The sequence below is a fragment of the Paludibacterium flexuosum genome (assembly GCF_037076605.1).
GTDB lineage: Bacteria > Pseudomonadota > Gammaproteobacteria > Burkholderiales > Chromobacteriaceae > Paludibacterium.
Window position 1 is genome coordinate 3419057 of record NZ_AP029060.1, and the last position, 20068, is coordinate 3439124.

General features: G+C 60.9%; 18 protein-coding genes. 6 read left to right on the top strand and 12 right to left on the bottom strand.

Annotated features, from left to right (window positions below; genetic code table 11):
- Positions 1-23 precede the first annotated feature (23 nt).
- A complete protein-coding gene (locus AACH39_RS16240; RefSeq protein ID WP_338620581.1) occupies positions 24-2339 on the top strand; it encodes a heavy metal translocating P-type ATPase in 2316 nt (771 codons plus the stop codon).
- On the opposite strand, the gene AACH39_RS16245 is transcribed toward AACH39_RS16240, so the two are convergent.
- Positions 2330-2857 (bottom strand): putative metalloprotease CJM1_0395 family protein, encoded by a 528-nt coding sequence (locus AACH39_RS16245; protein WP_215777526.1) that lies wholly within the window; start codon positions 2855-2857, stop codon positions 2330-2332. The two genes, AACH39_RS16240 and AACH39_RS16245, sit on opposite strands and share 10 nt — an antisense overlap.
- 44 nt (positions 2858-2901) lie before the next feature.
- On the opposite strand from AACH39_RS16245, the gene AACH39_RS16250 reads away from it, so the two are divergent.
- The 3 genes from AACH39_RS16250 to AACH39_RS16260 are packed head-to-tail and all read left to right on the top strand — an operon-like array spanning position 2902 to position 5123.
- Complete coding sequence (locus AACH39_RS16250) at positions 2902-3408, top strand: acyl-CoA thioesterase (protein ID WP_215777524.1); 507 nt, start codon at positions 2902-2904, stop codon at positions 3406-3408.
- A 51-nt stretch (positions 3409-3459) separates the two neighbouring features.
- Complete coding sequence (locus AACH39_RS16255; protein ID WP_338620582.1) at positions 3460-4443, top strand: Gfo/Idh/MocA family oxidoreductase; 984 nt, start codon at positions 3460-3462, stop codon at positions 4441-4443.
- A 2-nt stretch (positions 4444-4445) separates the two neighbouring features.
- On the top strand, positions 4446-5123 hold the full coding sequence (locus AACH39_RS16260) for a TIGR01621 family pseudouridine synthase (protein ID WP_215777518.1): 678 nt from the start codon (positions 4446-4448) through the stop codon (positions 5121-5123).
- On the opposite strand, the gene AACH39_RS16265 is transcribed toward AACH39_RS16260, so the two are convergent.
- From AACH39_RS16265 to AACH39_RS16290, 6 genes are all read right to left on the bottom strand, one after another.
- Positions 5120-5905, bottom strand: a complete 786-nt coding sequence (locus AACH39_RS16265) for a ChbG/HpnK family deacetylase (RefSeq protein WP_338620583.1) — start codon at positions 5903-5905, stop codon at positions 5120-5122. The two genes, AACH39_RS16260 and AACH39_RS16265, sit on opposite strands and share 4 nt — an antisense overlap.
- A complete protein-coding gene (locus AACH39_RS16270; RefSeq protein WP_215777515.1) occupies positions 5905-6291 on the bottom strand; it encodes a GtrA family protein in 387 nt (128 codons plus the stop codon). The genes AACH39_RS16265 and AACH39_RS16270 overlap by 1 nt, the downstream gene beginning before the upstream one ends.
- The gene (locus AACH39_RS16275; protein WP_215777513.1) at positions 6288-7295 is read right to left on the bottom strand and encodes a glycosyltransferase family 2 protein; all 1008 of its coding nucleotides are present in this window, start codon (positions 7293-7295) and stop codon (positions 6288-6290) included. Before AACH39_RS16275 ends, AACH39_RS16270 begins: the two co-directional genes overlap by 4 nt.
- A 12-nt stretch (positions 7296-7307) precedes the next feature.
- The gene (locus AACH39_RS16280) at positions 7308-8747 is read right to left on the bottom strand and encodes a glycosyltransferase family 39 protein (RefSeq protein ID WP_215777511.1); all 1440 of its coding nucleotides are present in this window, start codon (positions 8745-8747) and stop codon (positions 7308-7310) included.
- Positions 8748-8902: 155 nt separating this feature from the next.
- Positions 8903-10279, bottom strand: a complete 1377-nt coding sequence (locus tag AACH39_RS16285; RefSeq protein ID WP_338620584.1) for a peptide MFS transporter — start codon at positions 10277-10279, stop codon at positions 8903-8905.
- Positions 10276-10560 carry a hypothetical protein gene (locus AACH39_RS16290; protein WP_215777506.1) on the bottom strand — a complete coding sequence of 95 codons (285 nt, stop codon included), beginning with the start codon at positions 10558-10560 and terminating at the stop codon, positions 10276-10278. Before AACH39_RS16290 ends, AACH39_RS16285 begins: the two co-directional genes overlap by 4 nt.
- Positions 10561-10857: 297 nt before the next feature.
- Here AACH39_RS16290 and AACH39_RS16295 point away from each other — a divergent pair, with 297 nt between their 5' ends.
- Together AACH39_RS16295 and AACH39_RS16300 are read left to right on the top strand one after the other, a co-directional pair.
- Positions 10858-12246 carry a tryptophanase gene (locus AACH39_RS16295; protein ID WP_215777504.1) on the top strand — a complete coding sequence of 463 codons (1389 nt, stop codon included), beginning with the start codon at positions 10858-10860 and terminating at the stop codon, positions 12244-12246.
- Between the two features lie 453 nt (positions 12247-12699).
- Positions 12700-15066 (top strand): hypothetical protein, encoded by a 2367-nt coding sequence (locus tag AACH39_RS16300; RefSeq protein ID WP_338620585.1) that lies wholly within the window; start codon positions 12700-12702, stop codon positions 15064-15066.
- Between the two features lie 33 nt (positions 15067-15099).
- Here AACH39_RS16300 and AACH39_RS16305 read toward each other — a convergent pair whose 3' ends face one another.
- From AACH39_RS16305 to AACH39_RS16325, 5 genes are all read right to left on the bottom strand, one after another.
- Entirely contained in the window at positions 15100-16764 is a 1665-nt protein-coding gene (locus AACH39_RS16305; RefSeq protein WP_215777498.1) for a methyl-accepting chemotaxis protein, read from the bottom strand.
- Positions 16765-16865: 101 nt separating this feature from the next.
- Complete coding sequence (locus tag AACH39_RS16310; RefSeq protein WP_215777496.1) at positions 16866-17273, bottom strand: YbaY family lipoprotein; 408 nt, start codon at positions 17271-17273, stop codon at positions 16866-16868.
- Between the two features lie 105 nt (positions 17274-17378).
- Entirely contained in the window at positions 17379-18806 is a 1428-nt protein-coding gene (gene ccoG, locus AACH39_RS16315; protein WP_338620587.1) for a cytochrome c oxidase accessory protein CcoG, read from the bottom strand.
- 144 nt (positions 18807-18950) lie between these two features.
- Entirely contained in the window at positions 18951-19880 is a 930-nt protein-coding gene (gene ccoP, locus AACH39_RS16320; RefSeq protein WP_338620588.1) for a cytochrome-c oxidase, cbb3-type subunit III, read from the bottom strand.
- Positions 19877-20065 (bottom strand): cbb3-type cytochrome c oxidase subunit 3, encoded by a 189-nt coding sequence (locus AACH39_RS16325; RefSeq protein ID WP_215777489.1) that lies wholly within the window; start codon positions 20063-20065, stop codon positions 19877-19879. The genes ccoP and AACH39_RS16325 overlap by 4 nt, the downstream gene beginning before the upstream one ends.
- Positions 20066-20068 lie beyond the last annotated feature (3 nt).

A 20068-nucleotide genomic window follows, 5' to 3' on the forward strand; every position in this document is an offset into this window, starting at 1 on the left:
TAATGCACGGCAAGGATAGCGTGATGAGCGAGTCGATTTTCCGGAAGCAGGGCTGCGGTTGCCAGGGACATGCCTGCGAGCCGAAGCAAGAGCACCAGCATGAGCACCAGCATGAGCATGGGCATGAGCACCAGCATGAGCATGGGCATGAGCACCAGCATGAGCATGCCGCGGGTGGCTGCTGCGGCAGTCAGGCCGCCTTGCAAAGCCGTCTGAGCGAACAGACTGGCGCGCTGCGGACGTCGCTGCGTATCCAGGCCATGGACTGTCCGACCGAAGCGCGGCTGATTGAAAAAGCACTGGCCCAGGTGCCGGGTGTGACCGGGCTGCATTTTGACTTCTTCGAACGCATCCTGACCATCGAGCACCATCAGCTCGACATCGACCAGGTCATCCGTGCCATCGGCCATGTCGGCATGCAGGCCGAGCCTCTGCAGGCAGTGGACGCGCCGGTGGCTACGGCCCGTCATCCCCTGCGTGAAACCGGTTTCCTCCTTTCCGGCCTGGCTGCGGTGGCCGCCGAAGGCGTGGCCTGGGTGTCGACCGATCATCATCCGCTGGTGATCGTCCTGGTGTTGATCTCGATTGCCTGCGGCGGTCTGCCGACGCTGAGAAAGGGCTGGATTGCCCTGCGTTCGCGGGTGATGAACATCCATTTCCTCATGGCCCTGGCGGTCACCGGGGCGCTGATCATCGGTCAGTGGCCGGAAGCGGCCATGGTGCTGTTCCTGTTCAGTCTGGCGGAAAAACTCGAGGCCATGTCGCTGGCCCGGGTCGGACAGGCCGTGCGTGAATTGATGAGCCTGGCTCCGGCCACGGCCTGGCTGGCCGATGCCCGGTCCGGCTGGCGCGAGGTGCCGGTGGCCGAGGTGGCTGTCGGCAGCCGACTGCGGGTGCGTCCGGGCGAACGCGTGCCGCTGGATGGCGAGATCATCGCGGGCGAAAGCAGCTTCAATGAGGCACCGATTACCGGCGAGAGTCTGCCGCGCGACAAGGGGGTAGGGGGCACTGTCTTTGCCGGCAGCATCAATGGCCAGGGCCTGATCGAAATGGTCAGCCATGCCGCCGCGGACGGCTCGGTGCTGGCGCGCATCATCGACAGCGTCCGCGATGCCCAGGCCTCGCGTGCGCCGACCCAGCGCTTCATCGACCGGTTTGCGCTGATTTACACGCCGGTCGTGGTACTGCTGGCCGTGGCGGCGGCAATCCTGCTGCCCTGGTTCGGACTGATGCCGGCACGTGAAGCGTTCTATCAGTCGCTGGTGCTGCTGGTGATTGCCTGCCCTTGCGCCATGGTGATTGCCACGCCGGTGACGCTGGTCAGTGCGCTGGCTTCTGCCGCGCGGCAGGGATTGTTGATCAAGGGTGGCGAGGCGCTGGAAACTGCCGCCCGCGTCAAGGCCGTGGCCTTCGACAAGACCGGTACCCTGACCACCGGGCAGACCGAGGTGGTGGGGATCCAGCCCTTTGATGCGCAGAGCGAAGAAGCCGTCCTGACGCTGGCCGCCGCCCTGGATGCCCATTCCACACACCCCCTGGCGCGCGCCCTGCAACGCGCGGCCAGTGAGCGGGCCCTGAGCTTGCCCGTGGCCGAAGGCCTGAGCGAACAGGCTGGTCTGGGAGTGCAGGGACGCATCGATGGGCGCCTGTATGCCATGGGCAGCCGGCGCATGGCCGAACAGGCCGGTGCCTTGAATGAAGCGCTGTTGCAGGCTCTGGATCATGTCGAGGCCAAGGGGCAGGCCGCCCTGGTGCTGATGGCTGAGCAGCAGGTGCTGGCACTGATCGCCGTGGCGGACAAGCCACGTCATGACGCGGCCGACAGCGTGTCACGCCTCGCGGCACTGGGGGTGCACAGCGTCATTCTGTCCGGCGATAACCAGCGCGTCGTGGACAGCCTGGCCCAGGTGGCCGGCATCGAGGAGGCGCACGGTGCCCTGTTGCCACAGGACAAGCTGCAGCAGATCGAAGCGCTGCAGCGCCGTTACGGTGTCGTGGCCATGGTTGGCGACGGGGTGAATGATGCGCCGGCGCTGGCACGGGCCGATCTGGGTATCGCCATGGGCGCGGCCTCGGATACGGCGCTGGAAACCGCCTCGGTCGCCCTGATGGAGGATCGCCTGAGCAAGCTGCCGCCAATGTTTGCCCTGGCACGCCGTACCATGCGGGTACTGTATTTCAATCTGGGGCTGGCACTGGCGATCAAACTGGTGTTCTTTGCCCTGGCGCTGGCAGGTCATGCTTCTTTGTGGATGGCGGTGTTTGCCGATGTGGGCGCCAGTCTGATGGTGGTCGGCAATGGCTTGCGGCTGGCAGGTCAGCGCGGAGATCAGGCGTAGGTGTTGATCAGGCTGCCGCTCGTGGCGGTAGCACTTTCGGTGGTACCACTGGCCGAGTAGGTGGGGCTGGCAGCTTGATCCGGGCTGCCAGCCTGTTGTTTTTGCATCTGTTGCTCGCGCAGTTGCGCCTCCGCCCTGGCGATCATCTGCTGGGCGCTGGCAGCCACCTTGCGATCCTGCGGCGAGGGATCAGCCGGTGCCAGCGCCGCCTTTTCCATTTGGCGTGCCAGGGCAATGGTTTGCTGCGGCGAACTGCCGGTGGAAATGGCGATCGGCACCTCGCCGGCAATGGCATACTGCTTGCCATCCGGTCCGGTCTGATAGGTAAAGCTGGCGCCACCGGTCGCCAGACCGCCGGCGGCCGCCATGTGTGCCTGTTCATGGGCACGCACGTCGCGGTCGGCGGCCTGCAAATCGGCCACCTGCTTTTGCTGCGCCGGTGTCAGCGGCTGGCCATTGCTGCCCGTCGGTGCAGGGAAGCCACTGTAGCTGCTGGCAGATATGCTTGATATCGACATGGAATCAACACCTTGTGATTCTTTATCATAGCACCACATGACGGATGGCATCATGGTGCTTGTTTACTCAGGAGACGCGAATGGCTGAGCGAGAGCTGGTGATGTCGGTGCTGATGACACCCGACATGGCGAATTTTTCCGGTAACGTTCACGGTGGCGTGCTGCTCAAGCTGCTGGATCAGGTGGCCTATGCCTGTGCCAGTCGCTATGCCGGCAGTTATGTGGTGACGCTGTCGGTCGACCAGGTGCTGTTCAAGCAGCCGATCCACGTCGGAGAGCTGGTGACCTTTCTGGCCTGCGTCAATCACGCCGGCCGCACCTCGATGGAGGTCGGGATCAAGGTGGTGGCGGAGAACATCCAGCAGCGCATGGTTCGTCATACCAACAGTTGTTACTTCACCATGGTCGCCCTGCAAGAGGGCAAGCCGGTTGCCGTGCCTCCTCTGACACTGGAAACCGACGAGCAGAAAAAGCGTTTTCGCCAGGCGGAAATCCGCCGCAAGATGCGCATCGAGGCCGAAGCGCGCATGCGCGAGCTGGCAGACGATTGATCCGGCCCGGGGCGGCAGGCACAATGCTTGCCCTGTTCTGATGGAGTCACCATGTCCGACTTTTCACGCCCGCCAGTGCGTTTTGGCATCATCGGTGCCGGCAGCATTGCGCGCCGCTTTGTCGATTCGCTGCAGGCGGTGCCCGAGGCCTGCCTGACCCATGTCTGGGCACGCCGTCCCGAGGCTGCCGCCGACTTGGCGGCACGGGGGCAGGCCCAGGTCTGCGCCGGGCTGGCGGACCTGCTGGCCAGCGAGGTGGAGGCGATCTACATCGCCACCCTGCACGACAGTCATGCCGACTATGCCTGCCAGGCGCTGGCCGCCGGCAAGGCCGTGCTGTGCGAAAAACCTGCCGCCCTCAATGCCCGTCAGCTGGAGCAGGTGCTGCAATGTGCCAGACAGCATGGCCGGCTCTTCATGGAGGCCATGAAGCCACCATTTTTCCCCCTCTATCAGCGTCTGCGCCAGCAGCTTGCCAAAGACCCGATCGGTCCGGTCCGGCTGGTGCGCGCCGGCTTTGCCAGTGCCGGCCTGCCGGCCGGTCATAGTGTCTTTCGTCATGAGCAGGCGGGTGGTGGCTTGCTGGACGTTGGCATCTACGGTGCGTTTCTGGCCGTGGACTGGTTGGGTGAGGCGCGTACAGTGCAGACCCTGGGTCGCCTGAGCGGCGAGGGCATTGATCTGTTTGCCAGCCTGAATGTCGGTTTTGACGACGGCTTTGCCCAGCTGTATAGCGGGCTGGATGTCTGCGGCAAGGGGGACGCCCTGCTCGCCGGGACGCGCGGGCATGTCACCCTGCACGACAAGTGGTGGAATCCGGCCCGGGCCACCATTCAGTACCAGGATGGCCGCGTGGTCGAACTGGATGAACCGGTCAGCGGTGGCGGCCTGAATTATGAAACCGCGCATTTCTGCCAGTTGCTGCGGGCCGGCGGACTGGAAAGCCCGATTCTGAGCCACACGCACTCGCGGCGCATGATTGCCCTGCTGGATCAGGCGCGCAGTGCGCTGGGCGTGCGCTACCGGGGAGAATAGCCTTGTTCCGTCTTGTGCATGAAGATCCGCGCTTTTTCCTGATCGACAAGCAGGCGGGAGTCAGCTTTCACCATCAGGGGGAAGAAACCGGGCTGGTGGAGGCAGTGCGCGCCGGGCTGGGGGAGGTCTGGCCGGTTCACCGCCTGGATCGCATGACCTCGGGCTTGCTGTTGCTGGCACGTTCACCCGACGTGGCGCGGGCATTGTCGCAACAACTGGCTGAGCGGCAGATGGACAAGCTCTATCTGGCGCTGTCGGATCGCAAGCCGGGCAAGAAACAGGGACTGATCAGCGGTGACATGCTCAAGGGAAGGGGCGGGGCCTGGCGGCTGACGAGTGCGCAGCACCAGCCGGCGCGCACCCGCTTCCTCAGTACGTCGCTGCAGCCGGGCATCCGGCTGTTCTTTCTCAAGCCGCTGACCGGCAAGACCCACCAGCTGCGGGTGGCCATGAAAAGTCTGGGGGCACCGATTCTGGGCGATCCGCTCTATCATCCGGCCAGCCAGCCGCCGGTCGATCGCGGCTATCTGCATGCCTGGTCGCTGCGCTTTCGTCTGGGGGAAGAGGTCTTTGATTTCGAATGTCCGCCAACCGAGGGCGAATGGTTTCGTCTGCCGGCCCTGCATGCCCTGCTGACGCAGGCAGACTGGCGTCCGGCGAACCTGCGCGACCGGCTTTAGACCGGCGTGTAGCGGCTCAGGGTCACCCCGGCGCTGGCCATGTCGTCCGCAAAGCCGTCACCGGCCAGCCAGGCCCACTCCAGCGGGCGCGTGGCCGAGATCGGGTCCGGGCGCTCATCGGGGTCTCCGGGATGGCACATGATCAGTCCGCCATCCGGCATGGTCTGCAGCCAGTGACGCATCAGACCGGCAAAGTCGGCCGCCGGCGTCAGCGAGTACAGGCCGGCAAACCAGTCCGGCCCTTGCAGGCCATGTTGTTGCAAGTGGCCCGAGAAACCGGCGCAACATCCCCGCAGTACCCGTCCTTTGAACGCGCTGTCACCGGCATCAGCCAGTCGGTCCGGGCGCCGGATATAAGGCTTGTCCGCGGCAGGCCAGCGCAGGGCGATGGCATCGGTCATGGCGGCGCGTACCACCGGCAGGGCATGCACGTGCTGATGGCCATCGAGATAATCCGGCAAGCGCCCCAGCTTGTCGGCGAAGGCATCGATCTGCTGCAGCCATTGATGGCACAGCTGCTGCCGGGACAGGGTCCGCAGCTGGCTCATCAGCAGCCAGTAGCCCAGTCCGCGCACCGGCTGGCCGAGTGCTTCGGTCAGGTTGAAATGCAGGCCGACATCCACGGCACGGTCTGATAGTTCCGGGGCCAGCTCAGGCCAGCAATCCGACAAGGAAAACACACTGGTGGCCGACAACCTGCCCGCATCGATCAGTGCCAGAATGCCGCGGCTGATGGCGGGGGACTGGGCAAAATCATCGGCGCAGAGAATCAGGCGGCGCATCAGGCGGCACTCCGGCTGCGAAAGGCCCACAGTTTGCTCAGCACAAATGTCAGGGCAGCGACCGTGAACAACACGATCAGCAAAGCGACGCGGTAATCCAGCGGGGTATAGCGCAACAGCAGCGCATACAGGCTTTCATTGACGGCAAAACTCAGGCAGGCAATGCCGAAAAAGCGCGGCAAAGCCTGGTGGTGCGGTACCGAGACCTGGCCGAAAGTCAGCTGGCGGTGTCCCCAGTAGCTGACCTGAAAGGCCACCAGAAAGCCGACGATATTCGCCAGCAGCGGGGCCAGCCCCAGCGGCGTCAAAAAAACTGTCACCACCACGAAGTGCACGATCAGTGCGCTGATGCCGACCACGCCGAACCAGAACAGCTGTTGCTTCACTCGCGGCCCTCGGCACTGCCGGTCAGATGGGTGATCCGGCTGACAAAATAGGCCGGACGCAGCTTGACCTCGGTGAAGATGCGGCCGATGTACTCGCCCAGCACACCGATGGACAGCAACTGCACGCCGCCGAGGAACATGATGCCGACCGTCAGGGTCGGCCAGCCGTGCTGGTCATTGCCAAACAGCAGGGTTTCCACCAGCACGAACAGGGCATAGGCGATCGAGGCCAGCGAGATGCAGCTGCCGATCAGGGTCCAGACGCGCAGGGGGACATTGGAGAAGGCCGTCAGGCCGGTGAGCCCGAGGCCGAGCAGACGATACAGGTTGAAGCTGCTCTTGCCGCCGCGGCGGTCGTTGGTGTGGGTTTCCACCCCCAGCCGGGTAAAGCCCACCCAGTTGTACAGCCCCTTCATGAAACGGTTGCGCTCAGGCATCTGGCGCAGGGCATGCAGAATGCAGCGGTCCAGCACACGGAAATCCTGGGTGTTTTCCGGAATCTTCAGCTGGGCGCCGGTATTGAGCAGGGCATAGAACACACGGGTAAACCAGCGCTTGGCCAGGGTTTCGCCGTCACGACTGGCGCGCACGCTGTAGACCATGTCATAGCCCTTGCGCCAGTTGGCCAGGAAGGCCGGAATCATCTCGGGCGGATGCTGGAAGTCACCGTCGATCAGCACGGCCACATCACCACGCGCCAGGTCGATACCGGCGGTCAGTGCCAGCTCCTTGCCGAAGTTGCGTGACAGTTGCACCAGCGTGACCGGCAGGTGCTCCTTGATCCCCAGTACCCGCTCCACCGTGGCGTCGCGGCTGCCGTCATCCACCACGATCAGCTCATGACGCAGGCCTTCTGCCTGCAGGATCTGATGCAGGGTCTGCAGCAGGGGGACAATATTGTCGGCCTCGTTGAATGCGGGGACGATGCAGCTGACCAGCGGGTCGGCTGGCCGCTCGGATGCACGCAATTGCAAAAGATATTCTGGAACGAAATCGTCGGTCATGACAGATCCTGGTCAGGCAGCGCCGTGTTTTTTACGTAACAGCAGGGTGACTTCACCCGGGTTGTGAAAGCGTCCGATTTCTTCAAAAGCGTCCTTCACCGCCTGGGGCAGGGTCGGATAATCGCTGAGTGAAGTGGCAATGTAATCCACCGTATTGTCGTCCAGCAGCGCCAGCGCTGCCTGCGGCTCGATACTGGTGTGGACCCGTCCCTGCGAATAGAACTCTGCCGAGAATTCGCGACGGGTATCCCAATACAGCAAATGGCTGTAGGGCGCGGGATGATCCGCCTGCCAGGCGCGTACTAGCGACACCTGGGAACGACCAACCTTGCCAGGCCAGAGCTGGAAGGCCAGTGTGGCCGCCAGCGTCAGTACACCGGCCGACAGCCCCAGCCCGATGACCAGACCGGCCCCGGCCCGGCGGCGGCGCCACAGTTCGGCGAACAGCAGCGCAAATCCCGCCACCATCGGCAGCGGATAGGGAAAAATGATGTTGCCGGACAAGGTGAAGAAAGCCAGAGTCATCAGCGACCACAAGCCAATATAGGACATCCAGCCATCATTCGGCTCGCCCGGCAGGGCCGGACGACGGCGCAGCAGCCAGAAAATTGCCAGCGGCGACCAGGGCAGCAGCCCGGCAAAAGCGAATGGCCAGATCATGCCGTGCGGCGTGGCATGGGCAAAACCATAGCGATCCCCCTTCCAGCCCGGGTCCAGGAAGCGGTGAACGTGCTCGCCCATGATGAAGTAGTTGAGGAAGCCCGGCGTGCGGATTTCGGCCAGGATGTACCAGGGCACCCCGATGGCCAGCAGCAGCAACAGACCACCGAACCACGGCAGTCCACGCCACATGGTCATCCATTCGCGCCGCAGACACAGCCAGATGAAGATCGGCATGCCGACCAGCACGATGGTCAGCGGCCCCTTGGCCAGCAGGCCCAGCCCCAGGGCGGCAAAAAACAGATAGCCCCACAGCCGGCTGTTCTCGCGCAGGGCAAACCAGAAGGCCACCTGGGCCAGCGTCACGCAGAACAGCAGCGACGGGTCGGTCATCACCGTACCGGCGCACAGATAGAACAGCACGCCGCCGGCCAGGGCCAGCACGGCAATCCAGGCCGCTTCCTCACCCTGACGGCGACGCGCCAGCAGAAAGGTCAGCCAGCCGGTCGCGATCCCCAGCAGCAGCGCCGGCAGACGCACGGCGAAAGCATTCACGCCAAACAGCCCCATCGAGGCAGCGGACAGCCAGGTCGACAGGGGGGGCTTGGCCCAGAACGGCACACCATAGTCGTGCAGCGGGGTCACCCAGTTGCCGGTCTCCAGCATCTTGCGGGCGATTTCCGCGTAGCGCGCTTCCGTGGTGTCGTTGAGCGGGATGAAAAACATCGCCAGCAGCCGGATTGTCAGCAGCGCCAGCAACACCATCACCACGCGCCGTTTGGTCTTGTCCATGTCAATTCCTGCCAGCCGTGTTTATAGCAACCTGCGATTTTATACCAGCAAGGCTTAATATGCTTTTAAAGCTGACGCTTTCCCACAAAAAAAACCGCATAAAAAAAGCCACAGCAGCCGCTGTGGCTTGATTGAAGCGTCCGGTTCCGTGTCGGTCAGGCTTCGATATGCATCATCTTCTGCAGCTTGCGCGACAGCAGGAACAGAATCAGCGAGGCAAAGCCGGCCATCACGACAAACAGCATGAAGAAGTCATGCAGGTTGGTGATGGTGTAGCCGAGGAAAACCGGCGGGGCCATTTTCGGATCCGGATACAGACCGGACAGCACACCGGCAAACTTGTTGGCGGCAAAGTTGGACAGGAACCAGATCCCCATCATCAGGCTGGTAAAGCGGGCTGGCGACAGTTTGACCACCAGCGACAGGCCGACCGGCGACAGGCACAGTTCACCAAAGGTGTGCAGCATGTACAGGCTGACCAGCCACATCATGCTGACCTTGACGCCCGGTTGCAGGCCATCGACACCGAACGCAATCACCAGATAACCGACGGCCAGCAGGAACAGGCCGATGGCCATCTTGGTCGGCGAGGCCGGCTCCATGCCGCGCTGACCCAGCTTGCCCCACAGCCAGGCAAACACCGGGGCGAACAGCACGATACCCACCGGGTTGATCGACTGGAAGTACGAAGCCGGCACCACAAAGCCCAGCAGGTTGCGGTTGGTCTGCTCGTCGGCGAAGAACGTCAGCGACGCCCCGGCCTGCTCGAAGGCGGACCAGAAGAAGATCACGAACAGCGACACGATCAGGATGACCGCCAGGCGTTCATAGTCCTTGCGTGTCAGCGGCTCATGGCTGACCGCACTCTGACCGTCGGCATCGCGTGCCGGCTTGAGACCGATGGCACGACCCTCCGGGGTCACCAGCAGGGCATTCTTCAGCGTGACAAAAATGGCAAGGCTGAACAGCATGCCGCAGCCTGCTGCCAGGAAGCCCCACTTGAAGTCATGCGGATTGCCAGTGTCCCCCAGCGTGCCGCAGACCAGCGGTGCAATCAGTGCACCGGCATTGATGCCCATGTAGAAGATGGTGAATGCCGCATCGACGCGCTTGTCGCCGGCCGGGTACAGCTGCCCCACCATGGAGGAGATGTTCGGCTTGAACAGGCCGTTGCCGGCAATCAGAACCCCGAGACCGATGTACATCAGGGTGGTGGCCGAAGCGATCGACTGGCTGAACACCGAGCCGGAGAAGAACAGCAGGAACTGGCCTGCTGCCATCAGCAGCCCGCCGGCAATGATCGAGCGGCGATTACCCCAGAAACGGTCGGCGATGTAGCCACCGGCCAGCGGGGTCAGATAGACCAGGCTGGTAAAGGTGCCATAGACGCTGGAGGCATGTGCCTTGTCCAGCATCAGGGCCTTGACCATGAAAAGTACGAAAATGGCGCGCATGCCGTAGTAGCTGAAACGTTCCCACATTTCAGTCACGAAGAGCAGGTACAGCCCCTTGGGATGTGATTGTTTGATCATGAAAAGATTTCCTTGTCCGCGAACTTGAGAAGACCAACGACATTATGTTTTTTTGTTATGTCCCATTCATTTGACGCTTCGATGGGGTTTTGCATCATAGCGATATTCTTATTTTCATTGGTAATATTTCCATAAAAATGTAATGACAAGAGGATTGTTTCCTGATTTTTTGATATAAGTCTGTGGATTTTTACTAATCGGTTGACATAAATGGCCAATGTGGGCATGGCGTTTTGACGATTGATGCTGAATGAGGCGTGTTTGCGTCTGAGCAAACTCATGGAATATTTTTTTCTTGTATGAGAAATGGGTGATGGAGTAGTCTGAGATAGTGCTGACAAAAAGCACACTTGTCCTAACCCACTGATTTCGAGTTGAAGATGGATGCTCACACGTATCGGGCCGTGATCCCGAACTGGTATACGGTCGACATCGTCCTGACCTACGACTTTCCTCGCGTCTGATTCCCTTGCGCGCTTGCGCAGCCCGTTTTTTCCAAAAATTCAGATTTCGCTAATGTGTGGCCAACATGCCATTGCCAATGCAGGCAGGCCTCGTTGCGCCCAGGGAGAGTAAACATGGCTCGTCGTATTCCTGAACCGTTCCGTATCAAGATGGTTGAACCCATTCACCAGACCACCCCGGAGTACCGCCGCCAGGCCTTGGCCGAGGCCGGCTGGAACCCGTTCCTGCTGCATGGCGATGATGTCTACATTGATTTGCTGACGGACAGCGGAACCGGCGCCATGAGCGACCGGCAGTGGGCTGGCCTGATGATGGGCGACGAATCCTATGCCGGCAGCCGCAACTTCTACCATCTGGAACAGACGGTACGCGAAGTGTTCGGTTACCAGCACGTGATGCCGACCCACCAGGGTCGTGGTGCGGAACAGATCCTGTTCCCGGAGCTGGTCAAGCGCAAAGCCGGCAAGTCGCCGGTGTTCCTGTCCAACTACCATTTCGACACCACCAAGGCCCACGTCGAAATGGCCGGCGCCCGCGCACTCAATGTTCTGACACCTGCCGCACTGGATACCCAGAAAGCCTATGACTGGAAGGGCGACTTCGACCTGGAAGGCCTGAAAACCGCGATCAGCACCCATGGCGTGGACAACGTCGCCGGTGTGATCGTGACGGTGACGTGTAATAGTGCCGGTGGTCAGCCTGTCTCGATGGGCAACATTCGTGCCGTCAGCCAGCTGGCCCGCCAGCATGGTATTCCGGTCATTCTGGATGCCGCCCGTTTCTCGGAAAACGCCTGGTTCATCAAGCACCGTGACCGCGATTACGCTGACAGCCCGATCCAGGACATCGTGCGTGAAATGTTCAGCTATGGCGATATCTTTACCATGTCTGCCAAGAAAGACGGCCTGGTGAATATCGGTGGTCTGTGCTGCTTCCGCGACGACCTGGATCTGTTCCGTGCGGTACAGGTGCGCTGCGTGGCCATGGAAGGCTTCGTCACCTATGGTGGCCTGGCCGGTCGCGATATGGAAGCGCTGGCCATCGGTCTGAAAGAGGGCATGAATCACGACTACCTCAGCTATCGTATTGCCCAGGTGGCCTATCTGGGTGAGCGTCTGGCCGAGGGAGGGGTGCCGGTGCAGACCCCGACCGGCGGACATGCCGTGTTTGTCGATGCCAAGCTGATGCTGCCGCATATCCCGGCGCACCAGTTCCCGGCCCATTCGCTGGCCTGCGAACTGTATCTGGAAGGCGGGATTCGTGGTGTGGAAATCGGTTCGCTGCTGCTGGGACGCAATCCGGCCACGGGTGAACAGGAGCCCTCTTCCTTCGAACTGCTGCGGCTGACCATTCCGCGTCGTGTCTACACCAATGACCACATGGACTACATCGCCGATTGCCTGATCGACCTGAACGCACGTGCCAAGAGCATTCGTGGTCTGACCTTCGAATACGAACCGCCGATCCTGCGTCACTTCACCGCCCGCCTCAAGCCAGTCTGAGTCCTGCTGTCCGGCTGGAGAACAAGGCGCCCTCGGGCGCCTTTTTTCATGCTGACAGCCAGTGGTGTCAATCAGGCAAAACCGCAAAACCGCAAAACCGCAAAACCGCAAAACCGCGGTGCTTTCACCAAAGACCGCCGGCAGGGATGGTCGAAGAATGCGCGTGCATGCCCAGTCCATCCCGATGGACGCCTCTTATCCGATGACTCTAAGTGAAAGGATGTCATGCTAGCCATTTCTCCCAGGGCAGATTTTTATACTTGTCTGGCGGCCAATGCGAGCCCTGCCGCTAGCGCTGTTCATGGACCCAGTGCGCCACCGGCGAAGGATCTGCCGGGTGGAGATCGCCCGCGGCATTATTTTCATTCTGCCAGCGGCATGAGCTGGTCTGAGTTCATAAAGACCCGGGAGGGTCAGTGCTGCCTGGCGGAGTTCAAGGACGGAATCAGACAGTTGAAGGAGGCCGCCAGCCAGGCGATCGGGACAGAGAACACGAGCCATCGCTGCCAGCAGCATTTGCAGGGGCTGATCGACAGAATCGTGACTGCCAGCTACAGCCAGCATGACATGGAGAGCTTGCTGGGTCAGGGCAAGCAATATCTGGAATTGCTGTGTTCACTGCTTGCCAAAGGCGGCATCCCGCAAGATGAGCGGGCCCGCCTGCTGATTGATCTGGGGGACAATGTGCAGGCTTGCGGTCCTGGCGCCTTCAGTGCCCTGTATCGGACTTGCGAGGCCTTGAGCCTGCGGCTCTCGGGGCTCCCCGGCGAGGTGCAGAAGATCAAGGAGCAAATCACCGACCAGTGCTGCCAGGTCTTTGCCGAACGCTATTTCGGACACCTGGACGCCTATCCATATAATGAAGTGCATATCGTGAACGCGCTGAAAAACCGCCTGGCACCCAGTATTGGCCTGAGCATCTGCGGCGAGGTCTACAGCAATGTCTGGCAGGCGCAATTGAATGATGAGCTCATTAACGAGTGTCTGGAGGCATTGCTGACCAGGCTGCATCCGGGGGCGGTGGCCTGGCAACTGGCCGGCCAGGTGCAGGAAAAGCTGAAGGCCGCGCTGACGCCAGCCCATGCGGGCTGTCTGGACGAGGAGCAACTGGCGGCGATCCGCCAGGAGACCTCGATTGATCTGGAGATGTCCGATGTCACCCGCCTGGACGAAGACTACATGCCAGCCGGCGTGCCGACGGATCCGAGCCTGATTACCCGCCGTATCCTCCGGCAGATGGCAGGCAACTGCTTTCCGGCAGAGGCCTATCCCGAAGTGCATCTCGTCAAATGGTCGCAGAATCAGGCGTCCACCACCCTGGTCGCCCAGGCCGACGTATTCTGGTGTCAAGATGCGCTATCGGGGGATGCCCGGAATAGCCAACCCCGTCCGCTGCAAGTCGCAGACCTCAACCAGCTGGTACAGGCACTGGATGCCGGGCGGGAGCATCCGTTGCACAGCGCGCTGCGCCGCTACCTGCCCCAGATGGTCGATCAACTGATCGAGCACGCTCCGCCCGATGACTTGCTGGCCATGCCGGCTGCCTTGCTGAGGGATCCGGCATGTCTGACGCGTTTTCTGTGCCGGCTGGGACCTGAACGGGCGCATCAGTATCTGCAGCGGCAGCCCTGGAACGTGCTGAGCTCTGTCGAGGCTGGCCAGCGCTATCTGGCCGCCTCGCTGACGGTGCTGAAGACGGGCATCCATGCGGGGCTGGAGGACACCTGTATGAACCTATACCGTCAACTGGCCGAGGCGGGAGAGGGGGGCTGGCTGCAATCGCACTGCCATCCTTTGATGGCAAACCAGGCGACACTCTATGACAAGTTGCTGACCATGCTGAAACAGGGTGAAACCCTTGGCGAACGATGGGTAGAGGGATGTCTGCGCCATCCAGGGTTAAGCCTGCTGCGCCCCCGGCTGCTGAGTCACTGGCAGACGCCAAAGAGTCCGCAGGAGACGATCCTGCTGCAGCAATATGCCTCGTTCTGCGCGGCGTTATACCAACTGAAATGTCTGGACCAGAAGAATTTGGCGTCCTTTCTGCTGCCGACGCTAGACAATGCGTGGCCGGTTGAGACGCGGGCCAAGGCACAGCTGCATGCTGCCTGGGTGAGGCAGAAATTGCTGCAAATCGTGCCGAATCTTGCCGCCGAGCTTCCCCCCGTGCGTTTGGGGGTAGACCAATGGCAGACCTTGCTCTCCGAGAGCCAGCCCCGGCTCACGCCTGAAGTTGGCGAGGTTCTGGTGGCCATGAAGCGCAGCTCGAAGACGGCCATGTCAAAGCTGACAGACTGGCTGGGGCAGGGGGTGCTCAATTTGTTGACCAACAGCCTGTCACAGGATTATTCACACTATGCCCAAATGCTGGCGATGCTGGTGCGGGAGAAGGTACTGACAGGTGAGCAAGTCCGCAAGCTGATTGGCGCAGCGGGGGGGCCCTTGCTGTTGGAAAACTTGTTGTTCCAGAACCCACTCTCCGGGAATATCAAACGTTTTGGGGCGCTGCTGCAGCAATTATCCCGTTGTGGCTTACTGAGCGATGTGGAGGTCGTGAATGCCCTGAAGCTGGATGCTGACCACTGTAGGACCTTGCGTGAAGGTTCTTCCGCCAGACTGATCGAGTATTGCCAGGTTTTGCTGGCCATTGACACGGAACCGGCCCAAGCGTTGCTCAAAGGGGTTCTGGCACCATGGCGCGATGGGTCGAACCCCCGTGACACGGCCCAGAAGACAGGTGACATCGGCGTGATGGATTTGTATCGGAAAATGGAGAGGAAGGAAGCTGAACAGCGGCAGGCGGCAGGGTTGCTCAGGTAAGCGGTGTACCCGGGCAACCCCGAAGAAGCGCGGTCAGAGGGTGTAACTCTTCAGAATGCGAATTTGCTCCTTGGCCAGCTCGTCGAGTTCATCGGACAGTCGGGCGGTTTCCTCCGATGCCTGGCTGGCTTCCACGGCCATGCCGGCCACTTGCTCCACCCGGGCAGCGATGGTCTGGCTGGCCGCACCTTGTTCGCTGATGGCCTGACTGATTTCACCGACCTGCTCGGAGGCCAGGCGCGTGGCCTCGCCGATTTCGCGGATCGACTTGTCGGCCAGGTCGGCACGTTGCTCACCGGTCTGGACCAGGTTCTCCACATTTGACATCTGATTGGTGGCGCTGTGGGCGTAATCACGCATCTTGGTGATGGTGGCGCCAATTTCCAGCGTCGATTGCGCCGTGCGCTCCGCCAGCTTGCGCACTTCGTCGGCGACCACGGCAAAACCGCGTCCCTGTTCGCCGGCACGGGCTGCCTCGATGGCGGCATTGAGCGCCAGCAGATTGGTCTGGTCGGCGATGTCACGGATGATCTGGATGACGTTGGCCACCTGGGTGCTTTCTTCGTCCAGCTTGCGGATGCTCTCTGCCGCCTCCTCCACCACGTCGGCGATATTGTGGATATCGCTGATGGTTTCACTGATCGAAGCCGCCCCCTGCTTGGCCTTCTCTCCGGCGTTTTGCGCGCCGTCACGGGTATCGCTGGCACGATCAGCCACATGGGTGATGCTGACGGTCATCTGCTCGATGGAGGCTGCCATGGCCGAGGAGGCCTCGCTCTGCACATTGGCACTCTGCGAGACTTTATTGGAGGCCTGTGTCACCGAGTTGGCCAGCAGCGCCACGCGGTCCGCCCCCTGCAGGATGGTGCGCAGATTGTCCTGCAGCCGCTCCAGCAGCTCGTTGAAGTTGGCCGATGTTTCGCCGATTTCGTCCCGGCGCAGAACCGGTGCTCGCTGGGTCAGGTTCAGACTTTCCCGGACATTTTTCATGGTGTCCTTCAGTGCCAGCAGGCTGCTGCGCATATTGCGCACCATACGAATGCCGAACAGGGCCGACAGGGCGCCGGAGATAACGATCAGGCCGAGCATGAAATTGCGTGCCAGCTCATAGTTGGCCTTGTTGGCATCCGACACGTCCACACCGAGGTCGTAATTCATCTTGAGGTGGCTGGCGAAGGCCTTGGTCAGATTGTCGCTGGCCTGGGCAAAGCCGGTGTAGCTGGCCTGCATGGCGGCCTGGTCATTGGCATGTACCGCCTTGACGAAGATATCGCGCTCGGCACGCCAGGCTTTGAGCGCGGCCACATCCTCTTTGAACAGGGTCGGGTCCTGTGCCGAGTAATAATCGACCTTGGCCTGACCGATGGCTCGCACGTCCTCATCGGTATAGCTCGAGACGTACTGCGACATGGTCTTGTCCATGGAGGCATCGATGTCGGCCATTTTTTTCTCGATGTCCGGGCGGGCTGCCGGGGTGGCGATCGGTAGCAGCAGCGCGTTGATGCGCAACTGATCCGAGGCGGCGGCCAGGTCGCTCATCTGCTGGATGGCCGGGATGACATATTTCATGCTGTAGTCAAAGCGGTCCTGCGATTGCGACAACTTGAGCATGCCGATGAGTCCGACCAGCAGCAGGGCAAAAAAGCCCAGGGCCAGCGTGGCCGTCAGTTGCTGGGTCAGCGAAAACTGGCGTTTCATGTGATTCCCCCCTTGCGCCGGCCGGTCGTGCCGCGCCGGCCAGATGTTTGTTCCTTGATTATAGATATTCTTCTGTCAATGCCGGTTGTACAGGTTCTGCTTTATTGGCCCACAGGCTGTGCCTGGACGTCTGCGGTGGCCGGTAGGCCATCGCTTCCTGCCGTCAGTGCCTGGGTGGCATGCGCACGCAGCTCACCGCCGGCATAGACCTGAGTATCAATTTCGTAATGACCCCCGCTGTGGATAGCCTGGCGGTCATAGGGCAGGGCATAGACCAGCGGGTTTTTCTGCGGGCGGTTGATAAACTGCTCGCTCAGCACGCTGGCGGCACCACCGCTGCCGCTGACATCCAGCAGGCGTTGCCGCACCATGAGCTCTTTGGCTGTCATCAGGCTGGCCGGCAACTGAATGTTGCCGTTCAGGCTGGCCGGCTGGTAGGGCGTGCTGGCGCAGGCAGCGAGCAACAGGGCGCAGGACAGGGCGGTCAACAGTGGTTTGACGGACAACATGGTGTTTCTCCTGTTTGGCAAACGAAAGCGGCATTGGACGTCATTTGCCGCGCGGATGCAATAACGCCGTCGCTGACGACGGCGTTGTGTGGACCGGGAATCGGCTTACTCGCCGATGAAGCTCGATTTTTCCCGGGTCTTCAGCGACGGATCATCCGCCCGACTGATGGTGAAGTGAATTTCGTGGCTACCCTTGGTGGCCACTTCCGGCTGTGCCTGAACACGCACACCGACCAAGCGGTTATCGCCCGGGCGAACCAGTATTTCCTTCTCATCGGCCTGCAGTCGCAGATCCGGCATGCCGTCAACGGTCAGCGTGAAGCGCTGCGGCTGGTCGGTGACGTTCATGATGCGGATGCTGTAGCTGTTTTCCAGCCAGCCATCATCGGTTTCCCGTACCAGAGAAGCGCGGTCGCGGATGATGTCTACCTTGAAGGGCAGGCGCAGGAAGAATGCCGTCGCCGCCGTGGTGATGACCACCAGCAAAACCAGCGAATACATGATGACGCGCGGTCGCAGGATGCGCTGCTTGATCTGGTCCCGCGTGAACTTGCCTTCCTGCACATTTTCGGTGGTGTAGCTGATCAGGCCGCGCGGGTAGCCCATTTTGTCCATGACTTCGTCACAGGCATCAATACAGGCGGCACAGCCGATGCATTCATATTGCAGACCGTCACGGATGTCGATGCCCACCGGGCAGACCTGGACACAGATACCGCAGTTGATGCAACTGCCCAGTCCGGCATCCTTCGGGTCGATCCCTTTCTTGCGTGCTCCGCGTGGTTCGCCGCGGGCTTCGTCGTAAGAAATGATCAGCGTGTCGCGGTCGAACATCACACTCTGGAAGCGGGCGTAGGGACACATGTACTTACAGACCTGCTCGCGCATATGGGCGGCAAACAGATAGGTAAAGCCGGCGTAGAAGAAGATCCAGAAGGTTTCCCAGGGACCGTAGTTGAAGGTCGGGGCGGCCGCCACCAGATCGCGGATTGGCGTGTAGTAGCCGACCAGAGTAAAGCCGGTCCACAGCGAGAACACGATCATGATGCCGTGCTTGATGGTCTTGGTGACGAACTTGCGTCCGTTCATGGCCTGCTTGTCGAGCTTTTGCCGCTTGATGTGGTCGCCTTCCACCAGGCGTTCGATCCACAGCATGACCTCGGTGTAGACGGTTTGCGGACAGGCGTAGCCACACCACAGACGTCCGGCGATGGTGGTCCACAGGAACAGGCCGAAGGCACAGCACATCAGCAGGGCGGACAGATAGACGAAGTCCTGCGGCCAGATGGTCAGGCCGAACAGGTAGAACTTGCGGTTGACCAGATCGAACAGCAATGCCTGGCGTCCGTTCCAGGTGACCCAGGGCATGCCGAGGTAGAACAATTGGGTGCCGAACAGGAACAGCAGGCGCCATTTGGCGAAGATCCCGCGCACGTCGCGCGGGTAGAGCTTGCGAGATTTTTCGTACAACGAAATGGATTGCTCTTTCGGGCTTTCCACCTTGACCTTGATGTCCTTCAGTGAATCCGACATGGTCGTTTCCCCTAGGAGAATGATCTAAAGTTCACTTTTATGAATTTTACATCATTCTTATGGTTCTAAGGTTATAACCTTAGAATGATTTGTTATGTTGAAACGCCACAGCCCGCTTGCGCGGGCTGTGGCGATCAACCGGAATTACTGAGCCGGTTGTTGCGGCAGATTGGACAGACCCCAGACATAGGCGGCCAGCAGGTGCACCTTGCCTTCACCCAGGAAGTCCTTCCAGGCCGGCATCTGGTTGTTGCGGCCGTTGGTGATGGTTTCGATGATGGTCTTCTCGGTACCACCATACAGCCATACACCACTCGGGTGCGTCAGGTTCGGCGCACCAAGCTGCTGGTTGCCATGGCCATCCGGTCCGTGGCAGGTGGCGCAGATGGTCTTGAAGGTCGACTCGCCACGGGCGGCACGGTCGGCATCATGCTTCTTGCCGGCGATGGACAGCACGTAGTTGGCCACATCCTTGACCTTCTCTTCACCCAGTACCGAACCCCAGGCCGGCATCTGGCCATGACGGCCACCGAGGATGGTGGTCTTGATGGTTTGCGGATCCCCGCCATACTGCCAGTCGTGGTGAACCAGGTTCGGGAAGCCCTTGGCACCGCGGGCATCCGAGCCATGGCACTGGATGCAATAGGTCTGGAACAGACGCTGCCCCATTTCATGTGCCTGCGGATCGGCGGCGACAGCCTTCAGGTCCATCGACAGGTACTTGTTGTACATCGGCAGGTACTTGGCTTCGGCCTGGGCACGCTCTTCATTGTACTGACCGACCGACGTCCAGTTGCGCAAGCCCTTGAACGTGCCGAGACCGGGGTACAGCACCAGGTACACGGCGCCGAAGGCCAGGGTCAGATAAAACAGCATCATCCACCAGCGCGGCAGGGGATTGTTGTACTCCTGCAGGTCCCCGTCCCACACATGGCCCATGGTTTCGGCCTGCTCACCCGGCTTGACCGTTGTTTTCGACTGGGTAATCAACAGCGCGGCCATGCCGATAAAGCCGACGATCACGATTACCGTGATGTAGATCCCCCAAAAACCGCTGACAAAATCACTCATCATCTCGCTCCATTGCCGGATTGTTGTTCACCGTTATCTCGCGGCGTGTCATCGTCGTCGATGATCATCTTCGCAACGTCGTTGTAGCGTTTCTTCGAGCGCTTGCTGTAAGCCACCCAGGCAAACACCAGAAACGATGCAAAGCAGAAAACGGTAAACAGCTCACGGGCAAAATTGGTCCAGTCCATGGC

Coding starts and splice junctions, on each gene's coding strand:
- AACH39_RS16255 (WP_338620582.1), top strand. CDS start 3,460: ATGTCCGACTTTTCACGCCCGCCAGTGCGTTTTGGCATCATCGGTGCC.
- AACH39_RS16240 (WP_338620581.1), top strand. CDS start 24: ATGAGCGAGTCGATTTTCCGGAAGCAGGGCTGCGGTTGCCAGGGACAT.
- AACH39_RS16305 (WP_215777498.1), bottom strand. CDS start 16,764: ATGAAACGCCAGTTTTCGCTGACCCAGCAACTGACGGCCACGCTGGCC.
- ccoP (WP_338620588.1), bottom strand. CDS start 19,880: ATGATGAGTGATTTTGTCAGCGGTTTTTGGGGGATCTACATCACGGTA.
- AACH39_RS16265 (WP_338620583.1), bottom strand. CDS start 5,905: ATGCGCCGCCTGATTCTCTGCGCCGATGATTTTGCCCAGTCCCCCGCC.
- AACH39_RS16250 (WP_215777524.1), top strand. CDS start 2,902: ATGGCATCATGGTGCTTGTTTACTCAGGAGACGCGAATGGCTGAGCGA.
- AACH39_RS16325 (WP_215777489.1), bottom strand. CDS start 20,065: ATGGACTGGACCAATTTTGCCCGTGAGCTGTTTACCGTTTTCTGCTTT.
- AACH39_RS16280 (WP_215777511.1), bottom strand. CDS start 8,747: ATGGACAAGACCAAACGGCGCGTGGTGATGGTGTTGCTGGCGCTGCTG.
- AACH39_RS16310 (WP_215777496.1), bottom strand. CDS start 17,273: ATGTTGTCCGTCAAACCACTGTTGACCGCCCTGTCCTGCGCCCTGTTG.
- ccoG (WP_338620587.1), bottom strand. CDS start 18,806: ATGTCGGATTCACTGAAGGACATCAAGGTCAAGGTGGAAAGCCCGAAA.
- AACH39_RS16275 (WP_215777513.1), bottom strand. CDS start 7,295: ATGACCGACGATTTCGTTCCAGAATATCTTTTGCAATTGCGTGCATCC.
- AACH39_RS16290 (WP_215777506.1), bottom strand. CDS start 10,560: ATGAGTTTGCTCAGACGCAAACACGCCTCATTCAGCATCAATCGTCAA.
- AACH39_RS16245 (WP_215777526.1), bottom strand. CDS start 2,857: ATGTCGATATCAAGCATATCTGCCAGCAGCTACAGTGGCTTCCCTGCA.
- AACH39_RS16295 (WP_215777504.1), top strand. CDS start 10,858: ATGGCTCGTCGTATTCCTGAACCGTTCCGTATCAAGATGGTTGAACCC.
- AACH39_RS16285 (WP_338620584.1), bottom strand. CDS start 10,279: ATGATCAAACAATCACATCCCAAGGGGCTGTACCTGCTCTTCGTGACT.